Genomic DNA, 24,768 nt, shown 5'->3' on the forward strand with positions numbered 1-24,768 from the left:
CTATTATTTATTTTTAACTCCCTTAATTGTTAAATATCTTTTACTTAAATCATCATTGTATTCAAAATGTAAATCAATTTTGGAATCAATAGTTTCTTTTATTTTCTCAGGCCATTCAATTAATGTCACAACCTGTTCTCTATTTTCAAATAAACCAATGTTTTTTATCTCACTATAGTCAGTCAACCTGTACAAATCATAATGCTGTATTATAAAATTTCCAACATCATATTCATTTACCAAATTAAAGGTAGGACTAGTAACTTCAGTTAAATTGGTTTTATTTAATTGTTGAAGATTATTAATGAGGTGTCTTATAAATGTGGTTTTGCCAACACCTATTTCTCCATGAAAATAAGCTACATCTCCTTTTTGTAGTGTTCTTGAAAAACTTTTAGCTAGCTCAGATGTTTTATCTTCTAGGGAGATATCTATTTTTTCGCTATTAGTAGCGATAAGCATCTGGTTTGAATGGACCTTCTGTTTCAACACTTATATAGTCAGCTTGGTCTTTTGATAGTTTCGTAAGTTTGGCACCTACTTTTTTTAAGTGAAGCATTGCCACTTTCTCATCTAATGATTTTGGTAATACATAAACTTTATTTTCATAATTTTTATGATTATGCCAAAGTTCAATTTGTGCCATTACTTGATTTGTAAATGATGCGCTCATTACAAAACTTGGATGTCCAGTTGCGCAACCTAAATTTACTAATCTACCTTTGGCTAAAAGAATAATTCTCTTTCCATCAACTAATTCTATTTCATCAACTTCTGGTTTTACTTCTGTCCATTTATAATTTTTTAAGGCTTCTACTTGAATCTCATTATCGAAGTGTCCAATATTACAAAGGATTGCTCTATCTTTCATATTTCTCATATGATCTGCAGTAACAATGTCTATATTACCTGTAGCAGTAACAACAATATCTGCCTTACTTATAGCTTCATCCATTAAAACTACTTCATAACCTTCCATTGCTGCTTGGAGTGCACAAATTGGATCCGCTTCTGTAACCATCACTCGAGCGCCACTTTGTCTTAAAGATGCAGCACTACCTTTTCCAACATCCCCAAAGCCTGCTACAATTGCAACTTTACCAGACATCATTACATCTGTGGCTCTTCTAATTCCATCTACTAGACTTTCTCTACAACCATATAGGTTATCAAATTTGGATTTTGTAACTGAGTCATTAACATTAATTGCTGGAATCATTAATGTTCCATCTTTTTCCATTTTGTTTAATGCTTTAATTCCAGTCGTTGTTTCTTCTGAAACACCTTTTACTTCCTTTAACAAATCTTTATAATCGCTGTGCATCATTGCAGTCAAATCACCACCATCATCTAATAGCATATTTGCTTTCCAGTCTTTTTTACCTTCTATTGTTTGTCTGATGCACCATACAGCTTCCTCTTCAGTTTCACCTTTCCAAGCAAAAACTGGTATTCCTGCTTTAGCTATTGCTGCAGCAGCATGATCTTGTGTTGAAAAAATATTACAAGAAGACCATCTAACTTCTGCTCCAAGCTCTACTAAAGTTTCAATTAAAACTGCTGTTTGGATTGTCATATGAAGACATCCCAATATTCTTGCTCCTTTTAAGGGTGCTTTTCCTGAGTATTCTTCTCTTAATGCCATTAGACCAGGCATTTCACTTTCAGCTATCAAAATTTCTTTTCTTCCAAAGTCTGCTAACGATATATCTTTAACTTTAAAATCATCCATTGCTCAGTTTTATATAATAAAAATTTAATTAATCAACTTATGATTAAACTTTAGGGAAGACAATCTCAACATTTGCACCTTCTTGCGTTACATTGTTTGAGGCATTAATGGTAGCACTATGGAGTTCAACAAGGTTTTTTACTATATTTAAGCCTAAACCAGAATGCTCACCAAAGGTGTCTGGTCTATTACTATAAAATCTATTAAATATTTTTTTTGTATCTGTTTCCTTAAATCCTTTACCTTCATCAATAACTTTAAAAATAATTTTATCTTTATCTCCCTTGTAAATTTCAACTAAGATTTTTTTGTTATCATCGCTAAATGAAATTGAATTATCTAATAAATTTGCAATAATTTGTTCAATTCTATTTTCTATTCCGTTAATAAAATATTCCTCTTGATCATCTTGATCATTTAACATTATTTTAATCCCTCTTTTTGCTTCATAAATATTATTAAAATCATCTACTACAGATCTTGCAATTAATTTGAGATTAATTTTTTTCATTTTCTCTTTACTTAATGCAACCTCATCTTTTAGTATTTGAGAATAATCAGTGATCAATCTTTCAATTCTTTGAACATCATGATTGAGAATACTAATTAATTTGCTTCTTTGAGATTGATCATCAGTCTCGTTCAATATTTCTGAAGCACTTTTTAATGATGTTAAGGGGTTTCTTATCTCATGAACAAGATCAGTTGAAAAATTTTCTGCATGTGAAATTCTTTTTTGAAGTTCACTTGTCATATCATCTAACGAATTTGACAAAGTTCCTAGCTCGTCATTTCTACTTTTAAGTTCATTAATATTTGTTTTTTTTTTGCTCTTTTCTTTTATAATTTTTGTATATGCTACTAAGTTCTTTATAGGTTTTAGAAAATATCTATTTAAAACAAAAGAGAATATAAATATTACTATAATTATAAATATTGCTGTTCTTAGAATAAATGTTTTTCTTTCATCAATAGCAGATTTTACATCATTAGCATTTTCTGAAATTGCTAGGTATCCAATATTAACTCCATTTAGTGTTATGTTTTTAACTGTTGTTAGTAAAAATTGATCATAGCCTTCCTGTATAAAAGTAAAGGGCTTTCCATAATCTTTTGACCACGAATAATTAGTAAGAACATCTTTGAATGAAACGGTTTTTTCTTTATTTATATTTTTTGTTTCAACAATTTTTTTGCTTTTTTCTTCGTCTAATATTTCAAGCTCGACTATATCTAGTCTACTAGAAAAGGATCTTGGGTCTAAATCTAGGGTATCAGTATCACCTACTAAATTAAATTGATTATCAAATAAGATAACTCTATCTAAGTTTTGAAATAAAAATCTTGTTGAAAATAAAAATTTTCTAATATCTTCTTCCTCAAATTTTATATTTAATCTTAAAATATGCTCAATTGTATTGTTAATTATTTGAATATGTTTGGAGGTTTTATTTTTTATTAAATTAGGTTTTGCATTGCTAATGTAAAGTGCTGTTAAAATTCCTATAATTAAAAAAATAACCAAATTAATGAATAAAAATTTTTTTAATATAGATAAACTTTTTAGAAAATTACTGAACATTAACTAACGTTCCATCTGTATCCACTGCCATATCTTGTTTCTATAGCTGTAAAATCAGGATCAACTTTTTTAAATTTTTTTCTAATTCTTTTAACATGACTATCAATAGTTCTATCTTCAATATCAGTATCTTCTCGATAGGCAATGTCCATAAGCTGAGCTCTTTCTTTTATTATTCCCGGTCTCTTTGCTAATTCTTTAACTATTAAAAATTCTGTAGTAGTTAGTTTATCTGGTAGTTGCTTGTTATCCCATTCACATTCAAGTTGTGAAGGGTCAAGTTTTAGCTTCCCATGTGAAATAATATTTTTTGTGTCTTCAAGATTATTGTTTATATCTTTTTTTCTAAGCTGAACTCTTATTCTTTCTATTAAAACTTTAATGGAAAAACCTCCTGACTTTTTTATAAAATCATCTGCACCCAATTTTAAGCCTAATAATTCATCTATCTCATCATCTTTAGAAGTTAAAAAAATTACAGGCAAGGAAGTTTTTTTTCTTAACTTTTTTAAAAGCTCTTCACCATCCATTTTTGGCATTTTTATATCTATAACAGCAAGGTCTGGTGGATTTCTAGTTAACCCAATTAGAGCACTTTCTCCATCAATATAAGTTTGAACTTTAAAGCCTTCTTTTTCAAGAGCTATACTTATACTTGTGAGTATATTTCTATCGTCATCAATAAGAGCTATTGTTTGAGTTTGCATATTCTACTTTAAAAATACTAAATTGTTCTAATTTAGGCAATGGAGATAAATTAATGAAGTATTCCCCAGTTGTCCCCTGTATTCACGTCTACCGTCAATGGTGTTGAAAAAGTGTGTAAATCACTTTCTGTAACGCTCGTCATTTCATCCTTGATTATTTCAGTTATATTTTTGACTTCTTTTACTGGAACCTCAAAAATTAACTCATCATGAATTTGTAATAATATTTTTGATTTATTATTTTTAATGCTTTCAAATTTTTTATTAAGTCTAATCATTGCAAGTCGCATGATTTCTGATGCTGATCCTTGAATAGGAGCATTAATAGCTGCTCTTTCTTGAAAATTTCTCACATTGAAATTTTTATCATTAATTCCATTAAAGTGAGATCTTCGACCAAAAATATTGGATACATATCCACTTTTTCTGCAAAACTTAATTGTATTATCCATATAAATTTTTATTTCAGGAAATTTTAAAAAATAAGCGTTTAAAAATTCATCTGCTTCATGATTTGAAACATTGATTTGTTTTGCAAGTCCATATTGTGAAATACCATAAATTATTCCAAAATTAATAGCCTTGGCCTTCCTTCTCATGTCTTGGTCTACTTTTTTAATATCAACATTAAATACCTGGCTTGCTGTAAGAGAATGAATATCCTCATTGTTATTAAACGCTTTTTTCAGCTCTTTAACTTCTGCCAAGTCAGCTAAAATTCTCATTTCAATCTGATTATAATCTGCTGATATTAATGTGAAGCCCTTTTCTGCTATAAAAGCTTTTCTTATATCTTTACCATCCTCTGATTTAATAGGAATATTTTGTAGGTTTGGATCACTGGATGCTAATCTTCCTGTTGTTGTTGCTGCCAATAAAAATGATGTGTGAACTCGTTTAGTATTTGGATTAATGTGTTCAGGTAAAGCATCTGAGTATGTGTTTTTAAGTTTGGACACTTGTCTCCAATCTAGAATTAATTTTGGAAATTCATGTCCTTTGAATGCTAAGTCTTCTAACACACTTGCATTTGTGGCAAAACTACCTTTTCTAGTTTTTTTAAGTACAGCAATTTTTAAATCATTATAAATAATTTCACCTAATTGTTTTGGAGATGCAATATTAAATTCTTTTTTTGAAATTTTAAAAACTTCTTTTTCTAGTTTACTTATTTTTTTTTCAAATTTTTCAGACAAAACCTTTAAAAATTTATTATCGATTTTAATTCCTTCAATTTCCATAAATGCTAGTATCTTAATTAAAGGTTTTTCAAAGATTTCATAAATATTAGTTAATTTCTCTAATTTTAAATTTTTACTAAATGTTTTGTATAATCTGTAAGTAATATCAGCATCTTCAGCAGCATACTCCATTGCCTTATCTAGCTCTACATCACTAAAGTTTATTTCTTTTTTACCTGTACCAACAATTTCTTTAAATGAAATTGTTTTATGCTGTAGATGAATCTCAGACAAGGTATCCATATTATGTCTATTTTTTCCAGCATCTAATACATAAGACATCAGCATTGTATCCTCCATTGAATTCATATTTATTCCCTGTTTATACAAGACGATAAAATCAAACTTAATATTTTGACCAATTTTTTTTACACTCTTGTCTTCTAAAAGTGGTTTGAGTTTTTTAATTACAGTTTCTTTTTTTAAACATCCTTTAAACTTATGACCAATTGGAATATAACAAGCCTTGCCAATTTTAGTGCTTAATGAAATTCCCACTAAATCAGTCTGATGTGCGTCTAAAGAACTAGTTTCTGTATCAATTGCTAACTCTCCAGCTTCTTCTGCTTCGTTAATCCACTCATCTATTTCTTTTTCATTTGTAATTAGATGATAATTTTTTTTACTTATATTTTGATGTTTTTTTTCAGGCTTTGTCTCTTTTGCTGTCTCTTCCAACAGTGGTTCTCCGTATGCAGAAATGACAGAACTAAGAAGTCTATTAAACTCCATTTCTCTTAAAAATTTATATAGTTTATCTTTATCAATCTTCTTTAGATGAAATTCCTCTAACTTTCTTTCAACTGGAGCATCCTTCATTAGTGTCACTAATTTTTTGCTAATTATCGCTTTATCTTTGTTCTCTATAAGTGTTTCTCTTCGTTTATTTTGTTTTATTTCTTGAGCGTTATCTAATAATTTTTCTAGGGTTCCATACTTATTAATCAGTTCTGCTGCAGTTTTTACACCTATCCCAGGTACACCTGGAACATTATCGCTACTGTCTCCAGCTAAGGATTGAACATCAATAACTTTTTCTGGGCCCACTCCAAATTTAGTTATTATATCTTCAGGTGTTATAAATTTATTTTTCATAGGATCGAATATACGAACGTCTTTTCTATACAATTGCATTAAGTCTTTATCTGAAGAGACTATTGTCACCTTTGCACCCTTTGCTAAAATTTGTTCTACATAAGTGGCTATTAAATCATCTGCTTCATAATTTGGAAGATCTACAGATGGTAAATTAAAAGCAACTACAGACTTTCTTATGTATTCAAACTGTGGTGCTAAATCATCTGGGGCTTCTGATCTATTAGCTTTATAATCTGAATAAATTTCATTTCTAAAAGTTTTTCTAGCAGCATCAAATATTACAGCAAAGTGTGTTGGTTTTTGAAGATTTTCATTTGATTTTGAATCCTCTAATAGTTTAAATAGCATACTGCAAAATCCACTAACTGCACCTACTGGAAGACCGTCACTTTTTCTAGTTAGGGGTGGTAATGCATAATAAGCTCTAAAAATGTAACCTGAACCATCTATTAAATAAAAATGATCTTTTTTTTTTATTTTATCCATTAAATAATATTATCTTAAATATTTTAAATACTATAAATGTATTACCACGCATGGAGCAAAAAAATATACTTTCTGTTAAAAATTTAAAAAAAATTTATTCAAACAAACAAGCTGGGGACAACCTTGCATTAAACGATTTAAACTTAGACGTGAAAGAAGGAGAAATTTTTGGCCTTCTTGGTCCTAATGGTGCTGGAAAAACAACATTTATAAATATTTTAGCTGGAACAGTGGTAAAAACAGAAGGACAAGTAAGTGTCTGGGGTTTTGACTTAGATAAAAACCCAAGACAAGTTAGAGCTTCAGTTGGAATAGTTCCTCAAGAAGTAAATCTTGATCCATTTTTTAGCCCAAAAAAATTATTAGAATTACAAGCTGGTCTTTATGGAATTAAGGAAAAAGACAGAATTACAGACACAATTCTAAAATTGGTGTCCTTAGAAAAACAAGCTAACAGCTATGCTAGAAGTTTATCTGGTGGAATGAAAAGAAGATTGTTAATGGCTAAAGCTTTAGTTCATCAGCCACCAATAGTTATTCTAGATGAACCTACGGCTGGTGTTGATGTGGAATTAAGACAAAATTTATGGAAAAATGTAAAATTATTAAATGAACTTGGTGTAACAATCATTTTAACAACTCATTACCTTGAGGAGGCTGAGGAAATGTGTGAAAGAATAGCTATTTTAAATAAAGGAAATATTGTTGCTCTAGACAGCACTAAGAATTTATTAGATAGAATTCAAACCAAAAAAGTAACTTTTAAAACCGATATAAAGATAAATATTAACGATGATGATCTAGAATCTTTAAAAATAGTTTCACACTTAGATAACGAAGTTTGTGTTTCTTATGAAAAAAGTAAAATTAATATGGAAGAATTAATTAATTTAATTAAGAAAAATAACGTCAAAATTATAGATATTTCAACTGACGACGGTGATTTAGAGGATGTTTTTTTAAGATTAATAAAAAACTAGATTATCACATTAATAAATAGTAATTTGTGGATATGGATCTATTAAAAACAAATACAATTCAAAAAGTATTAAAAACATTTATTCTAATTTTTATAGGAACAATGGCTTTAACTATTTCAGCTAAATTAAAAATACCATTTTATCCTGTGCCTATGACAATGCAAACTTTTGTAGTTCTTTTTTTAGGAATTGCTTTTGGGTATAAAATTGGCCTGGCATCTGTAGCTGTTTATCTTCTGGAGGGTATTCTGGGTATGCCTGTATTTTCTAACTCACCAGAAAAAGGTATTGGAATAGTTTATTTTACTGGTCCAACAATGGGATATTTAATTGGATTTTTATTTGCTTCTTTTTTTGCAGGCTATTTAAATCTTAATAAAAATATTTTTATAATTTTTGGAAAATTAATATTTTCTGTTTCTGCAATCTATGTATTTGGAGCTATTTGGTTGGGAACTTTAATTGGATGGGATAAACCAATTCTTCAATTAGGAGTGACACCATTTTTATTAGCTGAATTATTTAAAATTTGCTTATTGGCTATATTGGCTAAAAAAATTATCAAATTTAGAAAATTTATCTAGGAGATCTTTTAGATAAAATTCTTTGTAACGTTCTTCTGTGCATTTTAAGTCTTCTAGCAGTCTCAGATACATTTCTATTGCATAGTTCAAAAACTCTATGAATATGTTCCCACTTAACTCTATCAGCTGACATAGGGTTTTCTGGTGGTTCAGCTTTTTTCTCCGGATCGGCTAGTAATGCTTTCTCAACATCATCTGCGTCTGCTGGCTTTGCTAAGTAATCAATTGCACCTTCTTTAATCGCAGCAACAGCCGTTGGAATATTTCCATATCCTGTTAACATTATAATTCTACTGCTTGGATTAGAAATTTGAATTTGCTTTACTACTTCAAGTCCATTTCCATCAGCTAGTCTTAAGTCGACAACTGCAAAAGCTGGTTTTTTCTCTTTAACAGACAGTATTCCTTTTTGTACACCCTCAGCTTGAAAAACCTCAAATCCCTTTTTTTCCATTGCTCTTGCAAGCCTGTCTCTAAAGGGATTGTCATCATCAACAATTAATAAGGATTTATTATCAAAATCACTTAATTTTTTTAAATTAGCTGCTTCAACCATATTATTAATATGGTGCCTTATCTGATAATTTCAACACCCATTATTTGCTTTACATTAATTAAGTATTGCCTTAATTGCATGATTTATATGAAAGTTTTTAAGTATTTAAGAACTTTTTTTTATTAAATTTTTTTTGGAGACATATGAAATGCAAAAATTTAAAACAGTTGATGAGCTTATAAATCAACTAAAACCAGAAAAGCCTATTTATTGTATTAGAAAAAAATCTATACAGTCTGCTACTACTTATTTTAGGAATAAATTTCCTGGTAAAGTTCTATATGCTGTTAAAACTAACTCACATCCTGAGGTTTTAAAAACAATAGTAGAAAGTGGAATTGAAAACTTTGATGTAGCTTCTATTCAAGAAATTAAAGACATAAGAGCTATCTCTTCTGATGCAAAATGCTCATATATGCATACTGTTAAGAGTAGAGAAAGTATTAAGGAAGCTTACTTTAACTACAATATCAAAGCTTTTTCTTTAGATACTAAAGATGAATTAATAAAAATTATTGAAGCAACCAATCAAGCAAAAGATCTTGAACTATTTGTAAGGGTTGCTGTTTCAAATGAGCATGCTGAAATAGATCTATCTAAAAAATTTGGTGTTTTAACCTCTGAAGCTACTGGTTTATTAAGACTAACGAAACAATATGCAAAAAAAATCGGCTTAAGTTTTCACGTTGGCTCTCAATGTATGCACCCAATTTCTTATGCAAAAGGAATTGGAGAGATCGGAAACATAATAAAAAAAACAAAAATTATTCCTGATTACATTAATATTGGTGGTGGATTTCCTGCAATCTATCCAGATTTAGTACCTCAACCTTTAGAAAATTATTTTGAAGAAATAAAAAAAAGTTTAATTAATTTAGAACTAGAAAAACTTCCAGAATTATTATGTGAGCCTGGAAGAGCAATAGTTGCAGAAAGTGGTTCTACAATTGTGAGAGTAAATCTTAGAAAAAAACAAAAACTTTATATAAATGATGGAACATACGGAACTCTTTTTGATGCTGGCACACCAAATATGGTTTACCCATCTCGTTTAATTAAATCTAGCAAGATAATATCAAAAAAATTAACTGCTTTTGATTTTTATGGTCCCACCTGCGATAGCATGGATTACATGAAAGGGCCATTTTTACTTCCAAACAATATTAAAGAAAATGATTATATTGAATTAGGTCAGCTTGGAGCCTACGGTCTAACTTTTAGAACTCAATTTAATGGTTTTTATTCTAATGAGATTTATGAAGTAGAAGATGAGCCAATAATGACCCTGTACGGTAAAGATAGCAATAAAGCTATACTAGTTGCCTAATGTCAAAAAACAAAAATTTAACTCATAATAGTAAAAAAAGCTTCTTACAAAATCCAGTTGAACACATAGATATTACATCGTTTGATGCAAGAAAGATAATTTCCTCAATGGAAAAAATGTCTTTTGTTTCAAGAGAAACAGCAAATGCAGCCAACATTTTTAATGAAATGATTCAAGATAAGGATTGTACAATTTTTTTAACACTTGCTGGTTCAACTTCTGCTGCGGGATGTATGAATATTTATAAAGATTTAGTTAAATATAATATGGTTGATGCAATTATTGCTACAGGGGCTTCAATAGTTGATATGGATTTTTTTGAAGCTTTAGGCTTTAAACATTATCAAGGTTCACAATTTCAAGATGACACTGAATTAAGAAAAAATTATATAGATAGAATTTACGATACATATATTGATGAAGATGAATTACAGGAATGTGATCAAAAAATATGTGAAATAGCAGATACACTTGATCCTAGAAGTTACACATCAAGAGAATTTATTTATGAAATGGGAAAATATTTAAAGAAAAATTCTAAAAAAAAAGATTCTTTAATTGAAACTGCATATGACAATAATGTTCCCATTTTTTGTCCTGCATTTACAGACTCAAGTGCTGGTTTTGGATTGGTCACTCATCAAGAAAATAATCCTAAAAACCATATTACGATAGATTCTATTAGAGAGCTTCGTGAATTAACTGAAATAAAGATTCAATCAAAAGGATCTGGCTTATTTATGATTGGTGGAGGAGTACCTAAAAACTTTGTTCAAGATACTGTTATCTGTGCTGAACTTTTAGGAAAAGAGGTTGAGATGCATAAGTATGCAGTTCAAATTACAGTAGCAGACTCTAGGGATGGTGCTTGCAGCAGCTCTACATTAAAAGAGGCAAGCTCGTGGGGTAAAGTAGATATTGCAAAAGAACAAATGGTTTTTGCAGAAGCAACTAGTGTCCTTCCTTTGATTGCAAGCGATGCTTATCATAAAGGTGACTGGAAAAATAGAACGAGAAAAAACTTCTCAAAAATATTTAAATAAAATTGAAATATCTTTCTAATAAAAATGGTTTTCTAGGAATTGACAATGATGTTAATTTTAAAGAAAAAGTAGTAGTTGTTCCATTTGGTTTAGAAAAAACTGTAAGTTATGGTGGTGGCACTCGTAATGGCCCTAAAGAAATCATCAAAGCATCTCATCAAGTGGAGCTATATGATGAAGAGTTACATTGTGAACCCTATAAAAAAATTGGGATTAAAACTTTAAAACCATTTAAAATTGATAAAGACATTAAAAAAGCTCTTAAAAAAATGTCTGATATAAATCAAGAAATATTAGATAAAAAATTATTTCCAATCACTTTTGGTGGAGAGCACTCAATAACACCTGGATGTATTGCTCCATTTGTAAAAAAATACAAAGATATATGTTTGCTACATTTTGATGCGCATGCAGATTTAAGAGAGAGTTATAATGGTGAAAAATTTTCACATGCTTCAGCTATTAAGAGATGTCTTGATCATAAAAATGTTTCCATAATTTCATTTGGGATCAGAAATATATCTCAAAGTGAAATACCATTCTTAAAAAAAAACTCATCTAGGATTGATATTTTTTGGGCAAAAGACAAAAATAAATGGAACCTAAAAAAATTTAAAAAAATGATAAAGGATAAAACAGTTTATTTAACATTTGATGTTGATGGTTTAGATTCAAGCATAATGCCCGCAACAGGCACACCTGAACCAGGTGGACTATTATGGGATGAAACTTTAGATATCATACGGATAGCTGCTAAAAACTCTAATATTGTTGGTGCAGATATAAATGAACTTTCACCTATAAAAGGTTTTAATTCTTACAATTTTCTTGTAGCAAAACTTGCTTATAAAATATTGTCGTACAAATTTTTATACTAAGCTTTTGAAGCTTTAAAAGTTCCTAATAATAATCTAAATGGAATTAACATTGCTAAAGCAACAAATATTTTAACAGCTAAATCACCTAGAGATAAAGTGACCCATGGTATTCCCGTTGCATAAAATGAAATGGAGAAGAATAAAAATGTGTCAACAGTAGACCCGAGTAACGAGGAAGTTAATGGAGCAACAAACCATTTCTTTTTTCTTAAATAGTCAAAAATTTGAACATCTAACAACTGTGCAACCATAAATGCTATACCTGAACCTATAGCAATTCTAACTGAAATTAAGTCTGCAAAATTTGTTGAAAAGAAAAGAGTAAATACAATCCCTATAATGAAACCAATATAAACAATTTTTCTAGCTACAACCTTGCCATAAGATCTATTTGCCAGATCCGTAATTAAAAAAGCAACTGGATAGCTAAAAGCACCATAAGTTAATATTTCTTCTAAACCATAATAATTGATTGGAAATTGTACTAAATAATTTGAAGTTAAGACAACAACTCCCATTATAAATGAGAGTAGTATAAAAAACTTTTTCATTAAGCTGATTTACTAGGAGATGCTTTTGGTGCTTTTTTAATAAAAGGTGATTTAATTAATATACTTTTTTTTAATTTTTTTAGTCTAGGCGAAATATTTTTATTTTTTACAGTCTTTAAAAACTGATCAAAAGTACCTTTTTTATCAACGCTTCTAACACCGGCATTACTAACTGTTAAAGTTAGGCTTCTTTTCAAAAGTTCACTTGTAAATTTAGCTTTTTTTAAATTAGGTAGAAATCTTCTTTTAGTCTTATTGTTAGCGTGACTAACATTGTGACCTTTCATAGGAATTTTACCAGTTAATTCACATTTTTTAGACATAATATTTAGTGACTATATAAGATGTGTTCATGATCTCGTCAAGTTTATTAGGATCAATTAGTCAGCTTCTTTCCTATTATTTCTTTAAAATTCTTAATACCTTCCTCAATTAATATTTCTTTAAGCTCTTTTTTTATCTTTCCTACAATGTTTGGTCCTTGAAAAACCATTCCTGTATATAACTGAACATAGCTAGCTCCTGCCTGAAATTTTTTATAAGCACTTTCTCCCGAGTCCACACCTCCTACACCTATAATTTCGATCTTACCCTTAAGCAGTTTATAAAACTTACTTATTAGTTTATTAGCCTCTTCCTCTAGTGGCTTGCCTGATAGCCCACCTTTTTGATGCTTTAAAATATTATTCAATTTTTCTCTATTTTTAGCTGTTGTATTTGAAATAATTATTGCACTAACTTTATGTTTAATTAAAATTTTACTTATTAGTTCAATTTGTTCGTCTGAAATATCTGGAGAGATTTTTACTACAATTGGAATTTTTGATTTAAGTTTAACTTTTTCTTTTTCTATTGCATTCAACAATTCATCAAATTTAGTCTCATCATGAAAAGCTCTTAGATTTTCTGTGTTAGGCGAAGAAATATTAACTGTAATATAGTCAGCGATATCATAAAAGTTTCTAAGTCCAATCAAATAATCATTTAATCTATCTTCACTATCTTTATTGGGACCTATGTTGATTCCTAATAAACCTTTATGTGAATTAGATCTAATTCTATGGCTAATATTTTCTGCTCCTAAATTATTAAAACCTAACCTATTTATAAGAGCCTGATCTTCAACTAACCTAAAAACTCTTGGCTTTGGATTTCCATATTGCTCAAGTGGGGTAACCGTTCCTACTTCAACAAAACCAAACCCAAGTTTAAACAGAGGGTTATAAACTTCAGCATTTTTATCAAACCCGGCAGCCATTCCTATTGGATTATCTATATTCTTACCAAATAAATTAGTCTTAAATATTGGATCTCCTTTATTTTGATCAGCTATGTTTGGTAATATGTTTAGTTTTAAAGATTTAATTGCTAAATTATGAGCAGTTTCAGGATCAATTTTGAAAATTAGTGATCTGAATTTTGAAAACATTATTTTATTTTTTCTTTAATTAACTCTTTAGTTTCGTTTACTCCAAAAAAACTTATAAAAAATCCCATTCTTGGTCCATTTTCATCTCCAAAAACAACCTCATAAATTAATTTAAACCAATCACGCAAGTTTTCTGCGTAACCATTTTCTTTTCCCGTTGAATAAATTAATGTCTGAATATCCTCAGGCAACATCTTATCATTGCAGCTATCAAGAGACTTAACTAATGCCTCTAGTGCTAATTTTTCACTTGCATCCGGTTTTTTATATTTTTTTTGTAATTTTATTACATCATTAAAATACTTAATTGCATAACCAATTAGATTATCAAAAATTGGATGTTCTTTTTCTAAGAGATTTTTTTTATATTTTTTTACAAATTTCCAAAGCAATTCCTTAGAATCTGCATTGCTCGTTTCTACTAAATTTAAAAGCATTGAAAAACTCATAATAGTATCTTCTTTAGGAATTAATCCATTATGCACATGCCAAACAGGATTCATTAATAGCTGCAGCTCATTTTGTGTTTTAGCTTTTTCTATAAAGTCCAAGTACTCATCGACTGTTTTAGGAACTATTTCTTTATATAGTTTTTTTGCTCTTTTGGGATTTTGATACATATACAATGAAAGACTTTCGGGTGATGCATACTCCAGCCACTGATCAATTGTAATTCCATTTCCTTTTGATTTGGATATTTTTTCTCCTTTTTCATCTAAAAAAAGCTCATAAGCAAACCCAGATGGGTTTGTTTTTCCAATTAACTTGATTATTTTTGATGATAATATTGCACTTTCAATTAGATCTTTTCCATACATTTCAAAATCTATATCAAGAGCGTACCATCTCATTGCCCAATCTACTTTCCATTGTAGTTTGCAATTCCCACCGAAGATACTTGCCTCAAGTTTTTTTCCATTATTATCAAATATAATTTTGGATTTTTCTTTTTGTATTTCTAAAACTGGAATTTCTAAAACCTTACCGGTGTCTGGACAAATTGGTAAAAATGGACTGTAAGTTTTTTGTCTTTCTTTTCCTAGTGTTGGAAGAATTATATCCATAATACCTTGATAATTTTCTAGGATTATCTGTAATGTGGGATTAAAAAAACCACCTTTATAAAGAACTGAAGAGCTTTGAAAATTATATTCAAAATTAAATTTATTTAAAAAATCTTTTAACATTTCATTATTATGTTCACCAAAACTTGAAAATTTTTCAAATGGATCTGGCACTTGAGTTAAAGGCTTATGAAGATTGTTATTTAAGAGCTCTTGATTTGGAACATTTTCTGGAACTTTTCTAAAGCCATCCATGTCATCAGAGAAAGTTATGATTTCCGTTGGTATATCGGTGAGTTGTTTTAGAGCATTAACCATCATCGATGTTCTTGCAACTTCACCAAATGTACCTATATGGGGCAGCCCACTTGGACCATAACCAGTTTGTAAAATTATTTTACCTTTTTTATCAATAAAGGACTTTCTTTCACGCAGTAATTTTTTAGCCTCAACAAAGGGCCATGCGTTAGTTTTATCTAAATTATCTTTTTCAATCACTTTGTTTAATAACAAATATCTTATATTTGGTGTTTTTATTAATTCTTATAGAGTTGAAATTTATTTACCATAAAATAATGTTCTTTCAAAATGTCTAATTATAAAACTGTTTTTTTTACCTTGGGTGTTTTGCAAATTATTCTTGGAATTTCCATGATGGTTCCAATTATAGCTCAGTTTATATATTCAGAAATTGACTCCTCTTTTATTGGAGGCTCTATAATTTCTATAATATTTGGTGTTTTATTTTTTTTAACAAATTTAAATCATGATAAAAAATTAAATCTACAACAAGCGTTCTTATTAACTGCTCTTTCTTGGTTAAGTATTGCAATATTTGGTTCTTTACCTTTTATTTTTTCTACCCTAGAGCTTTCAATTACTGACTCTTTCTTTGAAAGTATGTCTGGAATCACTACTACAGGGTCGACAATTATCTCCAACTTAGAGAGTGCTCCTAGATCGATACTTTTGTGGCGCGCAATGCTTCAATGGTTAGGTGGAATTGGTATTATTGTAATGGCAATAACCTTAATGCCAATAATGAATGTTGGTGGAATGCAATTGTTTAAAATTTCAAGTAATGATTCTTCTGAAAAGCTATTACCAAAATCAAAAGAAATTTCACTTAGACTAATTTACGTTTATTTAGGTTTAACCGTCCTTTGCGCTTCTACATATAAAATTTTTGGTATGAGTATTTTTGATAGCTTAACTCATTCAATGACCACGATAGCAACTGGTGGCTTTTCAAATTATAACGAATCTATTGGATATTTTAATAGTCTACCTATCGAAATATCATCCATGGTTTTCATCATATTAGGGAGCTTACCTTTTATTGCTTATATAAAGTTTTTAAATGGAGACAGAAAAATTCTTATCTCTGATGTTCAAATAAAGTCGTTTTTAAAAATTATTATTTTTTCAATTATTATACTTTTTATTTATTTACTTTTTCACAACAAAGATTTTTCTCAAATAAATATTAGGACTATTTGTTTTAATGTTATCTCTATATTAAGTGGAACGGGATATGTTACTGGAGAATTTGATGGATGGGGTAATTTTCCACTCATTTTCTTTCTAACTTTAATGTTCATTGGTGGTTGTGCTGGTTCTACCACATGTGGAATTAAAATTTTTAGAATTCAAATTTTATATCTTTTTATTATTAATCAATTAAAAAGGATTATTTATCCAAAAGGCATATTCATAATAAAATATGATAAAAATAATGTTGATGATAAATTTATGGCTTCCATCATTTCTTTTATCTTTCTTTATTTGGTTATATTTTTTTTAATAACTGCATTTTTATCTTTAAGTGGTCTTGATTTTGTTACTTCAATTTCTGGTGCCGCAACTTCTATCTCAAATGTTGGTCCAGGATTGGGCTCTACAATTGGCCCTAATGGCAATTTTTCAAGCTTACCAGAAATATCTAAATGGATTTTAAGTCTTGGAATGTTATTGGGTAGATTAGAATTATTTGCTATACTTGTATTGTTTCTTCCATCATTTTGGAGAAATTAACTATGATTGAAATTAAAAAAAAATCCTTATCAGAAAATTTTGCTGTCTACTTTGATAAGAGAATGCTTAGAATATTATTATTAGGTGCAATCTCTGGTTTTCCCTGGGTTTTAATTGGAAGCAGCTTAAGTCTATGGCTCAAAGAAGAGGGCTTAAGCAGATCAACAATTGGTTGGGCAGGACTAATATTTGCTGTTTATGCTTTTAATTATTTATGGGCCCCCCTTATTGATAGATTTCAAATACCCTACCTAACAAAAAAACTTGGTCATAGAAGAGGCTGGATAGTTTTAATGCAAATTACTATTTTAACTTGTCTTGTTACTTGGAGTTTCATTAATCCTACCGAAAACCTTGCGCTACTAATTACAGTTGGTTTAATTATTGCTATAGCATCAGCCACACAAGATATTACAGTTGATGCTTTAAGAATTGAACAAATAGGTGAACACGAAAGTAAATCAATGGCTGCTGGCGCTGCTATGGCTGTTGTTGGCTGGTGGAGTGGATACAAATTAGGTGGTGTAATAGCTCTATTTACAGCAGAATATTTAGAGAATATGGGTGTTACAAATTACTGGCAAATTACATTTTTAATTTTAGGAATTCTAGTAATTTTAATGAACATAGGTTTGATGTTTGTTCATGAGCCCCTTTATACTGACAGACAAAAAAAACAAAAAGAAACTGATAAACTTATAGAAAGTAAACTTGGGTCAAAAAATATTATAACTAATTTTATAACATGGATAAGCAGCACATTAGGTGGCCCTATAATAAGCTTTTTTAGGAAAAATGGTTTTACAATTGCTGTTGGAATTTTAAGTTTTATTTTTTTATTTAAGATTGGTGAAGCCTTTCTTGGACGTATGTCGATAGTTTTTTATAAAGAAATAGGCTTCTCTAAAGGTGATATTGCAATTTATTCTAAAACTTTAGGTTGGATTACTACAGTTATGTTTACATTGCTGGGTGGACTTTTTGTAATTAGATCTGGTGTTTTAAAAGCAATGTTTGTTGCAGGAATATTAATGGCTTCAACTAACTTATTATTCACAGTCTTAGCGTGGAGTGATAAATCCGAGTTATTATTCGCAGTAGCTGTCATATTTGATGATATAGCAGCAGCATTTGCAACAGTTGCATTTGTAGCATTTATTTCATTACTAGTAGACCGAACATATACTGCAACCCAATACGCGTTACTTGCATCAATTGGAACTGCAGGTAGAACTACACTTGCATCATCATCTGGAGCGTTAGTAGATTGGCTTAATGGAGATTGGGGAGTATTTTTTATCATTACAGCCATCATGGTAATACCTTCTTTGATTTGTTTATGGCTTATAAAAGATAAATTAAAACTTCATGAAAGATAGTTATTTTTATAAAAAACCATTATCAAATATCTATAAAAAGCCCAATGCATTTTCTGAGGTTACCTCTCAAATTTTGTACGGAGAAAAATTTAAAATTTTATCTAAGAATAAAAATTGGATAAAAATAAAGACTTTATTCGATAATTATACTGGATACATAAAAAATAAAGATTACACAAAAGATCACCAATCAACCCATAAAATATTTACTCTAAAAGCAAATATTTATAATAAACAAAAAAATAAAACAAAAAATTTTTTGCCCTTTGCATCAAGAATTTCAATGATTCATGAAAATAAAAAATTCATAGAGTTTGAAAAAAATAAATGGATTAAAAAAGATAATATAAAAAAAATTAATCATATTGAAAAAGATTATTTAAAAGTATTAAAAATGTTTTTAAAAATTAAATATATATGGGGTGGTAAAACTTATAGAGGTATAGACTGCTCTGCTATTTTACAATTATTTTTTTACTATAATAATAAATTTTATCCACGAGACACAAAAGACCAAATAAAATATTCAGCAAAAAAAAATAGAAGTAAAGTTTTTAAAAAAGGTGATATTATTTTTTGGAAAGGTCATGTTGCTGTCTGTATTAACGCTCAAAAATTAATTCATGCATATGGTCCTGAAAAGAAAGTTTTGATTATGAATATAAAAGAGACAATAAATAGAATTGAAAGAACAGCAAAATTAACTGTAAAAAAAATATCCTCTATAAAATACTAATTTCTTCCAAAATCTGGTTTATTAATATCTTGTTTTAATTTAATTATTTTTTTCCTAACCTTCTTAGTATTAACTAATTTTTTAATAATAGATTTATTATTTTTAAATTGTATATCTCTTTTAAATGAACGTAAATTTTTAATAAACAGATCAATAACTTTTGAAATATTTTTTTGATTATTAAAAAAAATATCTCTCCACATAATTTCATTAGATGCAGCAATTCTTGAAAAATCTCTCAAACCACCAGCACTAAATTTTATTAATTCATATCTTTGTTGTTTTTCAAAGTCTGTAGCTGTTTTAACCAAATTATATGCAATTAAATGAGGCAAATGACTGGTCATAGAAAAAACCGTATCATGTTTTTTTGAGTCCATAATTGCAACTTTTGAACCAATTTTTTTCCAGAACTTGGTAAGTATCAGAAGATGTTTTCTGTTGGTATTTTTTTCTTTTATTAATATGCACCATTTATTAAGGAATAAATTTTTTACTCCATTTTCTGGGCCACTAACTTCTGAACCTGCAATAGGGTGACTGGATGTCCAAAAAATTCCTTTTTTTAATTTTCTTTTAATCAAATCCATAGACTTTTCTTTAGATGATCCAACATCTGTAATAATAGTTTTGGGTAATAAATATCTGTTTATCTTTAAAATTATTTTTTCATATTCTCCTAGTGGAGTACAAAATATTATCAAATCTAAGTTTGGGATAATTTGCTTTAAATCATTTGTAATTTCACATGGTAATTTTAATTTTTTGATTTTTAAAATATTTGATTTTGATTTTTCATAGACAAATATTTTTTTAGCTATTTTTTTTTCAGAAATTGCTCTTAATAATGAAGAACCAATTAAACCACAGCCTATAATTAAAACATTTTTCATAATCAATTAAAGATAGCCTTAATTGTTGTTATGAATCTCATATTCTCTTTTGTTGATCCAATTGTTAATCTTAATTTATTTTTAATATTATACCCATCCTCTGTAGATCTTAATATAATTCCTTTTGACTGCAGTTTGTTAAAAATATAGTTAGCTGAAAATTTACATCTATCAAAATTTAATAGTAAAAAATTAGCCGTTACTTCATTTGAGAAAATTTTTAGTTTTTGTAAAACATTTCTAACTTTATTTGCTTCTCTAATATTGTGTTTCACAGAATTATTAATAAATTTTCTATCTTTTAAAGCTTCTATTGCTGCCATCTGTGCAACTTGATTTACATTAAATGGCGGTCTAATTAAGTTCATTGCAGATATAATTTTTTTTGGCCCATGACCCCAGCCAACTCTTAAGGAGGCCAGTCCATATATTTTTGAAAAAGTTCTTATCACAACAACATTATCTTTATTTTTAAATAAATCTAAACCAGATTTATAATCTTTATTTTTCATATATTCAAAATACGCATCATCTAAAACTAGTAAAATGTTTTTATTTAATTTCTTTCTTAAGTCTATTAATTCTGCTCTAGTTAAGTATGTTCCTGTTGGGTTATTTGGATTAGCAATAAAAACAAGCTTGGTTTTTCTTGTTACTTTCTTAATAATTTCATTTATCGAAACTTTAAAATTTTTTTCCTTAGAAAAAACAACTTTTGCCCCCACTATTTGTGCATATATCCTGTACATTAAAAAGCTATATTGAGGAACAATCACTTCATCAGAAGGTTTTAAGTATAACTGACAAATCATTTGAATAATTTCATCTGACCCTGCACCACAAATTATTCTCTCAAAATCACACTTAAATTTCTTTGAAATTTCTTTTCTTAAGTTTTTTGCTTTACCATCTGGATACCTCGATATTAACAATTTTTTATTCTGTAAAATTTTCTTTACTTTCGGGCTTACACCAAGAGCTGACTCATTTGCTGATAATTTTATAATATTTCGTATTTTTGCTATATTTGACTTACCTGGTTTATAAGCCTCTATTTTGAATTTTTTAAATTTTGGAACTGTCATTATATTAATTTAATTTACCTTATAAATAAAATATTATCCTTTCATATAGAATAAGTCATTTTTTAAAAAAATTGACATAAGAAATGCTATCTAGTACAAAAAATATGCGCTGATTTAACTGAATTGCGAGCGCTTAAAAAAAACCGCTAAATAAGTTTTTTTGTCTCACAATTCAAATTTGGCTAATACTTATGAATATAAATGTGAACATAAAAAATATTATAATTGATAAACCATTAAAATTAGATTGTGGCCAAACTATCAATAATTATTCTCTTGCTTATGAGACTTATGGCTCTCTAAATGAGAATAAAGATAATGCTATTCTTATTTTTCATGCCTTGACTGGTGATCAATTTGTATCTGGAATAAATCCAATTACTAAAAAAGAAGGTTGGTGGTCTTATGCTGTTGGGTCTGGTAAAGCTATTGATACTGATAAATACTTTGTAATTTGTGCTAATGTTATTGGTGGGTGCATGGGTTCATTTGGTCCTAGTGATATTAACCCTGATACCAATAAAAAATATGGCACTACTTTTCCTGTTATTACTATTAATGACATGGTTAACGCGCAATTTAATCTCTTAAATTTTTTTAATATTGAAAAATTATTTGCTGTTATGGGTGGATCAATGGGTGGTATGCAGACACTTCAATTCGTTAATAACTTCCCTGATAAAGCAAAAGTTGCTATTCCAATAGCCTGTACAGCTAGTCATTCGGCACAGAACATTGCTTTTAATGAACTTGGTAGACAATCAATTATGGCTGATGCTAATTGGGAGAACGGTGATTATTCCAATCAAAATAAAAATCCTAATAAAGGATTATCTGTTGCAAGAATGGCTGCGCATATAACTTATTTGTCTAAAAATGGTCTTCAGGAAAAATTTGGAAGGAAGTTACAAGAAAGAGATGATCTGAAATTTGGTTTTGATGCTGACTTTCAAATTGAAAGCTACTTAAGATATCAAGGATCTGTATTTGTTGATAGATTTGACGCCAATAGCTACCTATACATAACAAGAGCAATGGACTATTTTGATCTAGTAAAAGAACATCATGGTAATTTATCTAAAGCATTTGAAAAAACTAAAACTAAGTTTCTTATTATATCTTTTACTTCTGATTGGCTTTACCCAACCTCTGAAAATAAAGAAATTGTTATAGCCTTAAATGCTATAGGTGCTGAGGTCGGATTTGTTGAAATTGAATCTGACAAAGGGCACGATTCATTCCTTTTAAAAGTTCCTAAATTTTTAAATACTCTAGGTGACTATATTAAAACAGCTTATTCTAAAAACTAAACATGAAACAAGAATTTAAAATAATCTCCGATTTAATTGAAAAAAATACTAGAGTTTTAGATGTGGGGTGTGGAGATGGCATATTAATGGAATATCTTAAGTATAATAAAGAAATAGACATAAGAGGAATAGAAATCTCAAAAGATAATGTTCAAAAATGTTTATCAAAAGGACTAACTGTTATCGAAGGTGATGCAGAAAAAGATCTTTTACAATTTCCTGACAGTTCCTTTGATTTCGTTATTTTAAGTCAAACATTACAAGCATTTTTAAATCCTGAAATAGTTATCAAAGAACTATTAAGAGTTGGCAAAAAAGCTATTGTTACAATACCTAATTTTGGTTTTTGGAAGGTTAGACTTCACCTATTAATTAAAGGAACAATGCCAATTACAAAAAATTTACCTGATGAGTGGTACAATACTCCCAACCTTCATATGTGTACTATAAAAGATTTTTATAATTTTTGTGAAAATAGAAAAATTAAATTAGATAAATCATTAGCTCTACATAACGAAAAGATATCTTCTATTAATAGACTTAATCTAAATACTAAAAATTTGTCTGCAGAATTGGGTATTTTTTTAATTGAAAGTTAAATGGAAATTCAAATAATACGTTGTCTACAGGATAATTATTCTTATCTAATTATTGATAAAGCTAAAAATATTGCATGTGTGATTGACCCTAGTGAAGCAAAACCTGTTATCAAATATTTGGAAGATAAAAATATACATTTAAAATATATATTAAATACACATCATCATTATGACCATGTTGGGGGAAATAAAGAATTAAAAGAAAAATATGGAGCTAGTGTTATTGGATACAAAGGAGACAAAGATAGAATTCCAGAAATAGATATACTTGTTGGTGATCAGGACATTTGGCACGAAGAAAATTTCGAGGCTAAAATATTTCATATACCTGGTCATACCGTTGGCCATATATGTTTTTATTTTTATAATGAAGAGTCTGTTTTTACTGGAGACACCCTCTTTTCACTTGGTTGTGGTAAAATTTTTGAAGGAACATACTCACAGATGTATAATTCATTAATGAAAATAAAAGCTCTACCAGAAAAAACTAAGATCTATTGTGGACATGAGTATACCAAACAAAACTCTAAATTTTGTATTGCTCATGACCAAGACAATGAAAGCCTTAAAGTTAAGATTAAACTTATAGATGAAAAATTAGAAAAAAACCTACCTACTATTCCATCTACGATTAAAGAAGAATTAGAGTGCAATATTTTTCTTAGATCGGGTACAGAGGAAAACTTTTCAAAATTGAGAGATTTAAAGGACAATTTTTAGCTTATTCGCGCTTGACTATAATTTGGTCAAGACTATATTGCTGATTATAAAAAACAGATTAAACAATGTCATACGCAATAATACAAACAGGTGGAAAACAGTACAAAGTTAAAGCTGGTGAAATCCTTAAAATTGAAAGATTAGAAGATTCTAAACCTGAAACTAAAATCGAATTTAAAGAAATCCTAGCTTATGGAGATGATAAAACTATTGAAGTTGGTTCTCCAGTAGTTGAAGGTGCAAAAGTTGAAGCCGACCTTGTAGAAAATGGTAAAAATAGAACTATTTTAATATTTAAAAAAAGAAGAAGACAGAATTCAAGAAGAAAAAATGGTCATAGACAACAGTATTCATTAATTAGAATTAGCAAAATTTTTTCAAAAGATGGTAAAGTTTTATCAGAAGCTGAGAAAATGGTAAAACCAACTAAAAAAGTTGAAAAAGTTGAGACTGAAGTAGCAAGCAAATAAATTAGGTAAATTATGGCAACAAAAAAAGCAGGTGGATCATCGAGAAACGGACGAGATAGTGCCGGTCGTAGACTTGGCGTTAAAAAGTATGGTGGTGAAGTAGTAATTCCTGGAAACATAATTGTAAGACAAAGAGGCACAAAAATTTTTCCTGGTGAAAACGTGGGGATGGGTAAAGATCATTCAATTTTTTCTGTTGTTGAAGGAAAAGTTGTTTTCAAAAAGGGTAAATCAGATAGAACATTCGTTTCAGTAAAGCCCAATTAGTAGTACAACTAAAAAAC

25 protein-coding genes are annotated in these 24,768 nt (G+C 28.9%); 13 read left to right on the forward strand and 12 right to left on the reverse strand.

The genetic code is table 11. From position 1 onward, the window contains the following. Positions 1-3 precede the first annotated feature (3 nt). From tsaE to polA, 5 genes are read right to left on the reverse strand one after another with little or no spacing between them, the layout of a single operon-like run. Positions 4-462 (reverse strand): tRNA (adenosine(37)-N6)-threonylcarbamoyltransferase complex ATPase subunit type 1 TsaE, encoded by a 459-nt coding sequence (gene tsaE / locus AC5SL3_RS05830; protein WP_494577900.1) that lies wholly within the window; start codon positions 460-462, stop codon positions 4-6. Continuing rightward, entirely contained in the window at positions 446-1,732 is a 1,287-nt protein-coding gene (ahcY, locus tag AC5SL3_RS05835; protein ID WP_494577902.1) for an adenosylhomocysteinase, read from the reverse strand. The genes tsaE and ahcY overlap by 17 nt, the downstream gene beginning before the upstream one ends. 43 nt (positions 1,733-1,775) lie before the next feature. Further along, the gene (locus AC5SL3_RS05840; RefSeq protein ID WP_006997712.1) at positions 1,776-3,314 is read right to left on the reverse strand and encodes a sensor histidine kinase; all 1,539 of its coding nucleotides are present in this window, start codon (positions 3,312-3,314) and stop codon (positions 1,776-1,778) included. Further along, complete coding sequence (locus tag AC5SL3_RS05845) at positions 3,314-4,021, reverse strand: response regulator transcription factor (protein ID WP_006997711.1); 708 nt, start codon at positions 4,019-4,021, stop codon at positions 3,314-3,316. Before AC5SL3_RS05845 ends, AC5SL3_RS05840 begins: the two co-directional genes overlap by 1 nt. A 50-nt stretch (positions 4,022-4,071) precedes the next feature. Beyond that, on the reverse strand, positions 4,072-6,846 hold the full coding sequence (gene polA, locus AC5SL3_RS05850) for a DNA polymerase I (protein WP_494577903.1): 2,775 nt from the start codon (positions 6,844-6,846) through the stop codon (positions 4,072-4,074). Between the two features lie 50 nt (positions 6,847-6,896). Between polA and AC5SL3_RS05855 the strand changes: the two genes are divergently transcribed. Beyond that, a complete protein-coding gene (locus tag AC5SL3_RS05855; protein ID WP_494577905.1) occupies positions 6,897-7,826 on the forward strand; it encodes an ABC transporter ATP-binding protein in 930 nt (309 codons plus the stop codon). A 32-nt stretch (positions 7,827-7,858) separates the two neighbouring features. Next, a complete protein-coding gene (locus tag AC5SL3_RS05860) occupies positions 7,859-8,410 on the forward strand; it encodes a biotin transporter BioY (protein WP_494576670.1) in 552 nt (183 codons plus the stop codon). Here AC5SL3_RS05860 and AC5SL3_RS05865 read toward each other — a convergent pair. Further along, on the reverse strand, positions 8,403-8,966 hold the full coding sequence (locus tag AC5SL3_RS05865) for an ActR/PrrA/RegA family redox response regulator transcription factor (RefSeq protein ID WP_006997707.1): 564 nt from the start codon (positions 8,964-8,966) through the stop codon (positions 8,403-8,405). The two genes, AC5SL3_RS05860 and AC5SL3_RS05865, sit on opposite strands and share 8 nt — an antisense overlap. 148 nt (positions 8,967-9,114) lie before the next feature. Between AC5SL3_RS05865 and AC5SL3_RS05870 the strand changes: the two genes are divergently transcribed. From AC5SL3_RS05870 to speB, 3 genes are read left to right on the forward strand one after another with little or no spacing between them, the layout of a single operon-like run. Next, positions 9,115-10,293 (forward strand): type III PLP-dependent enzyme, encoded by a 1,179-nt coding sequence (locus AC5SL3_RS05870; RefSeq protein WP_494577906.1) that lies wholly within the window; start codon positions 9,115-9,117, stop codon positions 10,291-10,293. Beyond that, positions 10,293-11,336 (forward strand): 1,9-bis(guanidino)-5-aza-nonane synthase, encoded by a 1,044-nt coding sequence (locus AC5SL3_RS05875; RefSeq protein WP_494577908.1) that lies wholly within the window; start codon positions 10,293-10,295, stop codon positions 11,334-11,336. The genes AC5SL3_RS05870 and AC5SL3_RS05875 overlap by 1 nt, the downstream gene beginning before the upstream one ends. A 2-nt stretch (positions 11,337-11,338) precedes the next feature. Beyond that, positions 11,339-12,214: an agmatinase gene (gene speB / locus AC5SL3_RS05880; RefSeq protein WP_494577909.1), complete on the forward strand. Its 876-nt coding sequence runs from the start codon at positions 11,339-11,341 to the stop codon at positions 12,212-12,214. On the opposite strand, the gene AC5SL3_RS05885 is transcribed toward speB, so the two are convergent. From AC5SL3_RS05885 to AC5SL3_RS05900, 4 genes are read right to left on the reverse strand one after another with little or no spacing between them, the layout of a single operon-like run. Continuing rightward, complete coding sequence (locus AC5SL3_RS05885; RefSeq protein ID WP_494577910.1) at positions 12,211-12,765, reverse strand: queuosine precursor transporter; 555 nt, start codon at positions 12,763-12,765, stop codon at positions 12,211-12,213. The genes speB and AC5SL3_RS05885 overlap by 4 nt on opposite strands. Further along, positions 12,765-13,088 (reverse strand): 50S ribosomal protein L28, encoded by a 324-nt coding sequence (gene rpmB, locus AC5SL3_RS05890; RefSeq protein WP_006997702.1) that lies wholly within the window; start codon positions 13,086-13,088, stop codon positions 12,765-12,767. Before rpmB ends, AC5SL3_RS05885 begins: the two co-directional genes overlap by 1 nt. A 53-nt stretch (positions 13,089-13,141) precedes the next feature. Beyond that, on the reverse strand, positions 13,142-14,194 hold the full coding sequence (locus AC5SL3_RS05895) for a quinone-dependent dihydroorotate dehydrogenase (RefSeq protein ID WP_494577911.1): 1,053 nt from the start codon (positions 14,192-14,194) through the stop codon (positions 13,142-13,144). After that, on the reverse strand, positions 14,194-15,756 hold the full coding sequence (locus AC5SL3_RS05900; RefSeq protein WP_494577913.1) for a lysine--tRNA ligase: 1,563 nt from the start codon (positions 15,754-15,756) through the stop codon (positions 14,194-14,196). The genes AC5SL3_RS05895 and AC5SL3_RS05900 overlap by 1 nt, the downstream gene beginning before the upstream one ends. A 90-nt stretch (positions 15,757-15,846) precedes the next feature. On the opposite strand from AC5SL3_RS05900, the gene AC5SL3_RS05905 reads away from it, so the two are divergent. From AC5SL3_RS05905 to AC5SL3_RS05915, 3 genes are read left to right on the forward strand one after another with little or no spacing between them, the layout of a single operon-like run. Next, positions 15,847-17,292, forward strand: coding sequence for a TrkH family potassium uptake protein (locus tag AC5SL3_RS05905; protein ID WP_494577915.1), 1,446 nt, complete (start codon positions 15,847-15,849; stop codon positions 17,290-17,292). A gap of 2 nt (positions 17,293-17,294) precedes the next feature. Beyond that, positions 17,295-18,671, forward strand: a complete 1,377-nt coding sequence (locus tag AC5SL3_RS05910; RefSeq protein ID WP_494577917.1) for an AmpG family muropeptide MFS transporter — start codon at positions 17,295-17,297, stop codon at positions 18,669-18,671. Beyond that, the gene (locus AC5SL3_RS05915; protein WP_494577919.1) at positions 18,661-19,407 is read left to right on the forward strand and encodes a C40 family peptidase; all 747 of its coding nucleotides are present in this window, start codon (positions 18,661-18,663) and stop codon (positions 19,405-19,407) included. Before AC5SL3_RS05910 ends, AC5SL3_RS05915 begins: the two co-directional genes overlap by 11 nt. Here AC5SL3_RS05915 and AC5SL3_RS05920 read toward each other — a convergent pair. Beyond that, positions 19,404-20,300, reverse strand: coding sequence for a prephenate dehydrogenase (locus AC5SL3_RS05920; RefSeq protein WP_484014002.1), 897 nt, complete (start codon positions 20,298-20,300; stop codon positions 19,404-19,406). The two genes, AC5SL3_RS05915 and AC5SL3_RS05920, sit on opposite strands and share 4 nt — an antisense overlap. Positions 20,301-20,302: 2 nt before the next feature. Next, positions 20,303-21,385, reverse strand: coding sequence for a histidinol-phosphate transaminase (hisC, locus tag AC5SL3_RS05925; protein ID WP_494577921.1), 1,083 nt, complete (start codon positions 21,383-21,385; stop codon positions 20,303-20,305). Positions 21,386-21,576: 191 nt separating this feature from the next. Between hisC and metX the strand changes: the two genes are divergently transcribed. The 5 genes from metX (at position 21,577) to rpmA (ending at position 24,751) form a co-directional block, all read left to right on the forward strand. Beyond that, positions 21,577-22,695, forward strand: coding sequence for a homoserine O-acetyltransferase MetX (gene metX, locus AC5SL3_RS05930; protein WP_020168877.1), 1,119 nt, complete (start codon positions 21,577-21,579; stop codon positions 22,693-22,695). A 2-nt stretch (positions 22,696-22,697) separates the two neighbouring features. After that, positions 22,698-23,294: a methionine biosynthesis protein MetW gene (metW, locus tag AC5SL3_RS05935; protein WP_018413606.1), complete on the forward strand. Its 597-nt coding sequence runs from the start codon at positions 22,698-22,700 to the stop codon at positions 23,292-23,294. After that, positions 23,295-24,014 (forward strand): hydroxyacylglutathione hydrolase, encoded by a 720-nt coding sequence (gloB, locus tag AC5SL3_RS05940; RefSeq protein WP_494577923.1) that lies wholly within the window; start codon positions 23,295-23,297, stop codon positions 24,012-24,014. It abuts the gene before it with no gap. A gap of 65 nt (positions 24,015-24,079) precedes the next feature. Continuing rightward, positions 24,080-24,484 (forward strand): 50S ribosomal protein L21, encoded by a 405-nt coding sequence (gene rplU / locus AC5SL3_RS05945; RefSeq protein WP_006997690.1) that lies wholly within the window; start codon positions 24,080-24,082, stop codon positions 24,482-24,484. A gap of 12 nt (positions 24,485-24,496) precedes the next feature. Next, positions 24,497-24,751: a 50S ribosomal protein L27 gene (gene rpmA / locus AC5SL3_RS05950; RefSeq protein ID WP_006997689.1), complete on the forward strand. Its 255-nt coding sequence runs from the start codon at positions 24,497-24,499 to the stop codon at positions 24,749-24,751. The last annotated feature ends 17 nt before the right edge of the window (positions 24,752-24,768 follow it).

Source organism: Candidatus Pelagibacter sp. PS_34 (assembly GCF_059417845.1).

Excerpts from the sequence above, each read along its gene's own strand:
- tsaE (WP_494577900.1), bottom strand. The coding sequence starts at position 462 with ATGCTTATCGCTACTAATAGCGAAAAAATAGATATCTCCCTAGAAGAT.
- gloB (WP_494577923.1), top strand. The coding sequence starts at position 23,295 with ATGGAAATTCAAATAATACGTTGTCTACAGGATAATTATTCTTATCTA.
- AC5SL3_RS05915 (WP_494577919.1), top strand. The coding sequence starts at position 18,661 with ATGAAAGATAGTTATTTTTATAAAAAACCATTATCAAATATCTATAAA.
- polA (WP_494577903.1), bottom strand. The coding sequence starts at position 6,846 with ATGGATAAAATAAAAAAAAAAGATCATTTTTATTTAATAGATGGTTCA.
- rpmB (WP_006997702.1), bottom strand. The coding sequence starts at position 13,088 with ATGTCTAAAAAATGTGAATTAACTGGTAAAATTCCTATGAAAGGTCAC.
- AC5SL3_RS05895 (WP_494577911.1), bottom strand. The coding sequence starts at position 14,194 with ATGTTTTCAAAATTCAGATCACTAATTTTCAAAATTGATCCTGAAACT.
- rplU (WP_006997690.1), top strand. The coding sequence starts at position 24,080 with ATGTCATACGCAATAATACAAACAGGTGGAAAACAGTACAAAGTTAAA.
- hisC (WP_494577921.1), bottom strand. The coding sequence starts at position 21,385 with ATGACAGTTCCAAAATTTAAAAAATTCAAAATAGAGGCTTATAAACCA.
- AC5SL3_RS05875 (WP_494577908.1), top strand. The coding sequence starts at position 10,293 with ATGTCAAAAAACAAAAATTTAACTCATAATAGTAAAAAAAGCTTCTTA.
- AC5SL3_RS05840 (WP_006997712.1), bottom strand. The coding sequence starts at position 3,314 with ATGTTCAGTAATTTTCTAAAAAGTTTATCTATATTAAAAAAATTTTTA.
- metW (WP_018413606.1), top strand. The coding sequence starts at position 22,698 with ATGAAACAAGAATTTAAAATAATCTCCGATTTAATTGAAAAAAATACT.
- rpmA (WP_006997689.1), top strand. The coding sequence starts at position 24,497 with ATGGCAACAAAAAAAGCAGGTGGATCATCGAGAAACGGACGAGATAGT.
- metX (WP_020168877.1), top strand. The coding sequence starts at position 21,577 with ATGAATATAAATGTGAACATAAAAAATATTATAATTGATAAACCATTA.
- ahcY (WP_494577902.1), bottom strand. The coding sequence starts at position 1,732 with ATGGATGATTTTAAAGTTAAAGATATATCGTTAGCAGACTTTGGAAGA.
- AC5SL3_RS05920 (WP_484014002.1), bottom strand. The coding sequence starts at position 20,300 with ATGAAAAATGTTTTAATTATAGGCTGTGGTTTAATTGGTTCTTCATTA.
- AC5SL3_RS05860 (WP_494576670.1), top strand. The coding sequence starts at position 7,859 with ATGGATCTATTAAAAACAAATACAATTCAAAAAGTATTAAAAACATTT.
- AC5SL3_RS05870 (WP_494577906.1), top strand. The coding sequence starts at position 9,115 with ATGCAAAAATTTAAAACAGTTGATGAGCTTATAAATCAACTAAAACCA.
- AC5SL3_RS05865 (WP_006997707.1), bottom strand. The coding sequence starts at position 8,966 with ATGGTTGAAGCAGCTAATTTAAAAAAATTAAGTGATTTTGATAATAAA.
- AC5SL3_RS05855 (WP_494577905.1), top strand. The coding sequence starts at position 6,897 with ATGGAGCAAAAAAATATACTTTCTGTTAAAAATTTAAAAAAAATTTAT.
- AC5SL3_RS05845 (WP_006997711.1), bottom strand. The coding sequence starts at position 4,021 with ATGCAAACTCAAACAATAGCTCTTATTGATGACGATAGAAATATACTC.
- AC5SL3_RS05910 (WP_494577917.1), top strand. The coding sequence starts at position 17,295 with ATGATTGAAATTAAAAAAAAATCCTTATCAGAAAATTTTGCTGTCTAC.
- AC5SL3_RS05905 (WP_494577915.1), top strand. The coding sequence starts at position 15,847 with ATGTCTAATTATAAAACTGTTTTTTTTACCTTGGGTGTTTTGCAAATT.
- AC5SL3_RS05885 (WP_494577910.1), bottom strand. The coding sequence starts at position 12,765 with ATGAAAAAGTTTTTTATACTACTCTCATTTATAATGGGAGTTGTTGTC.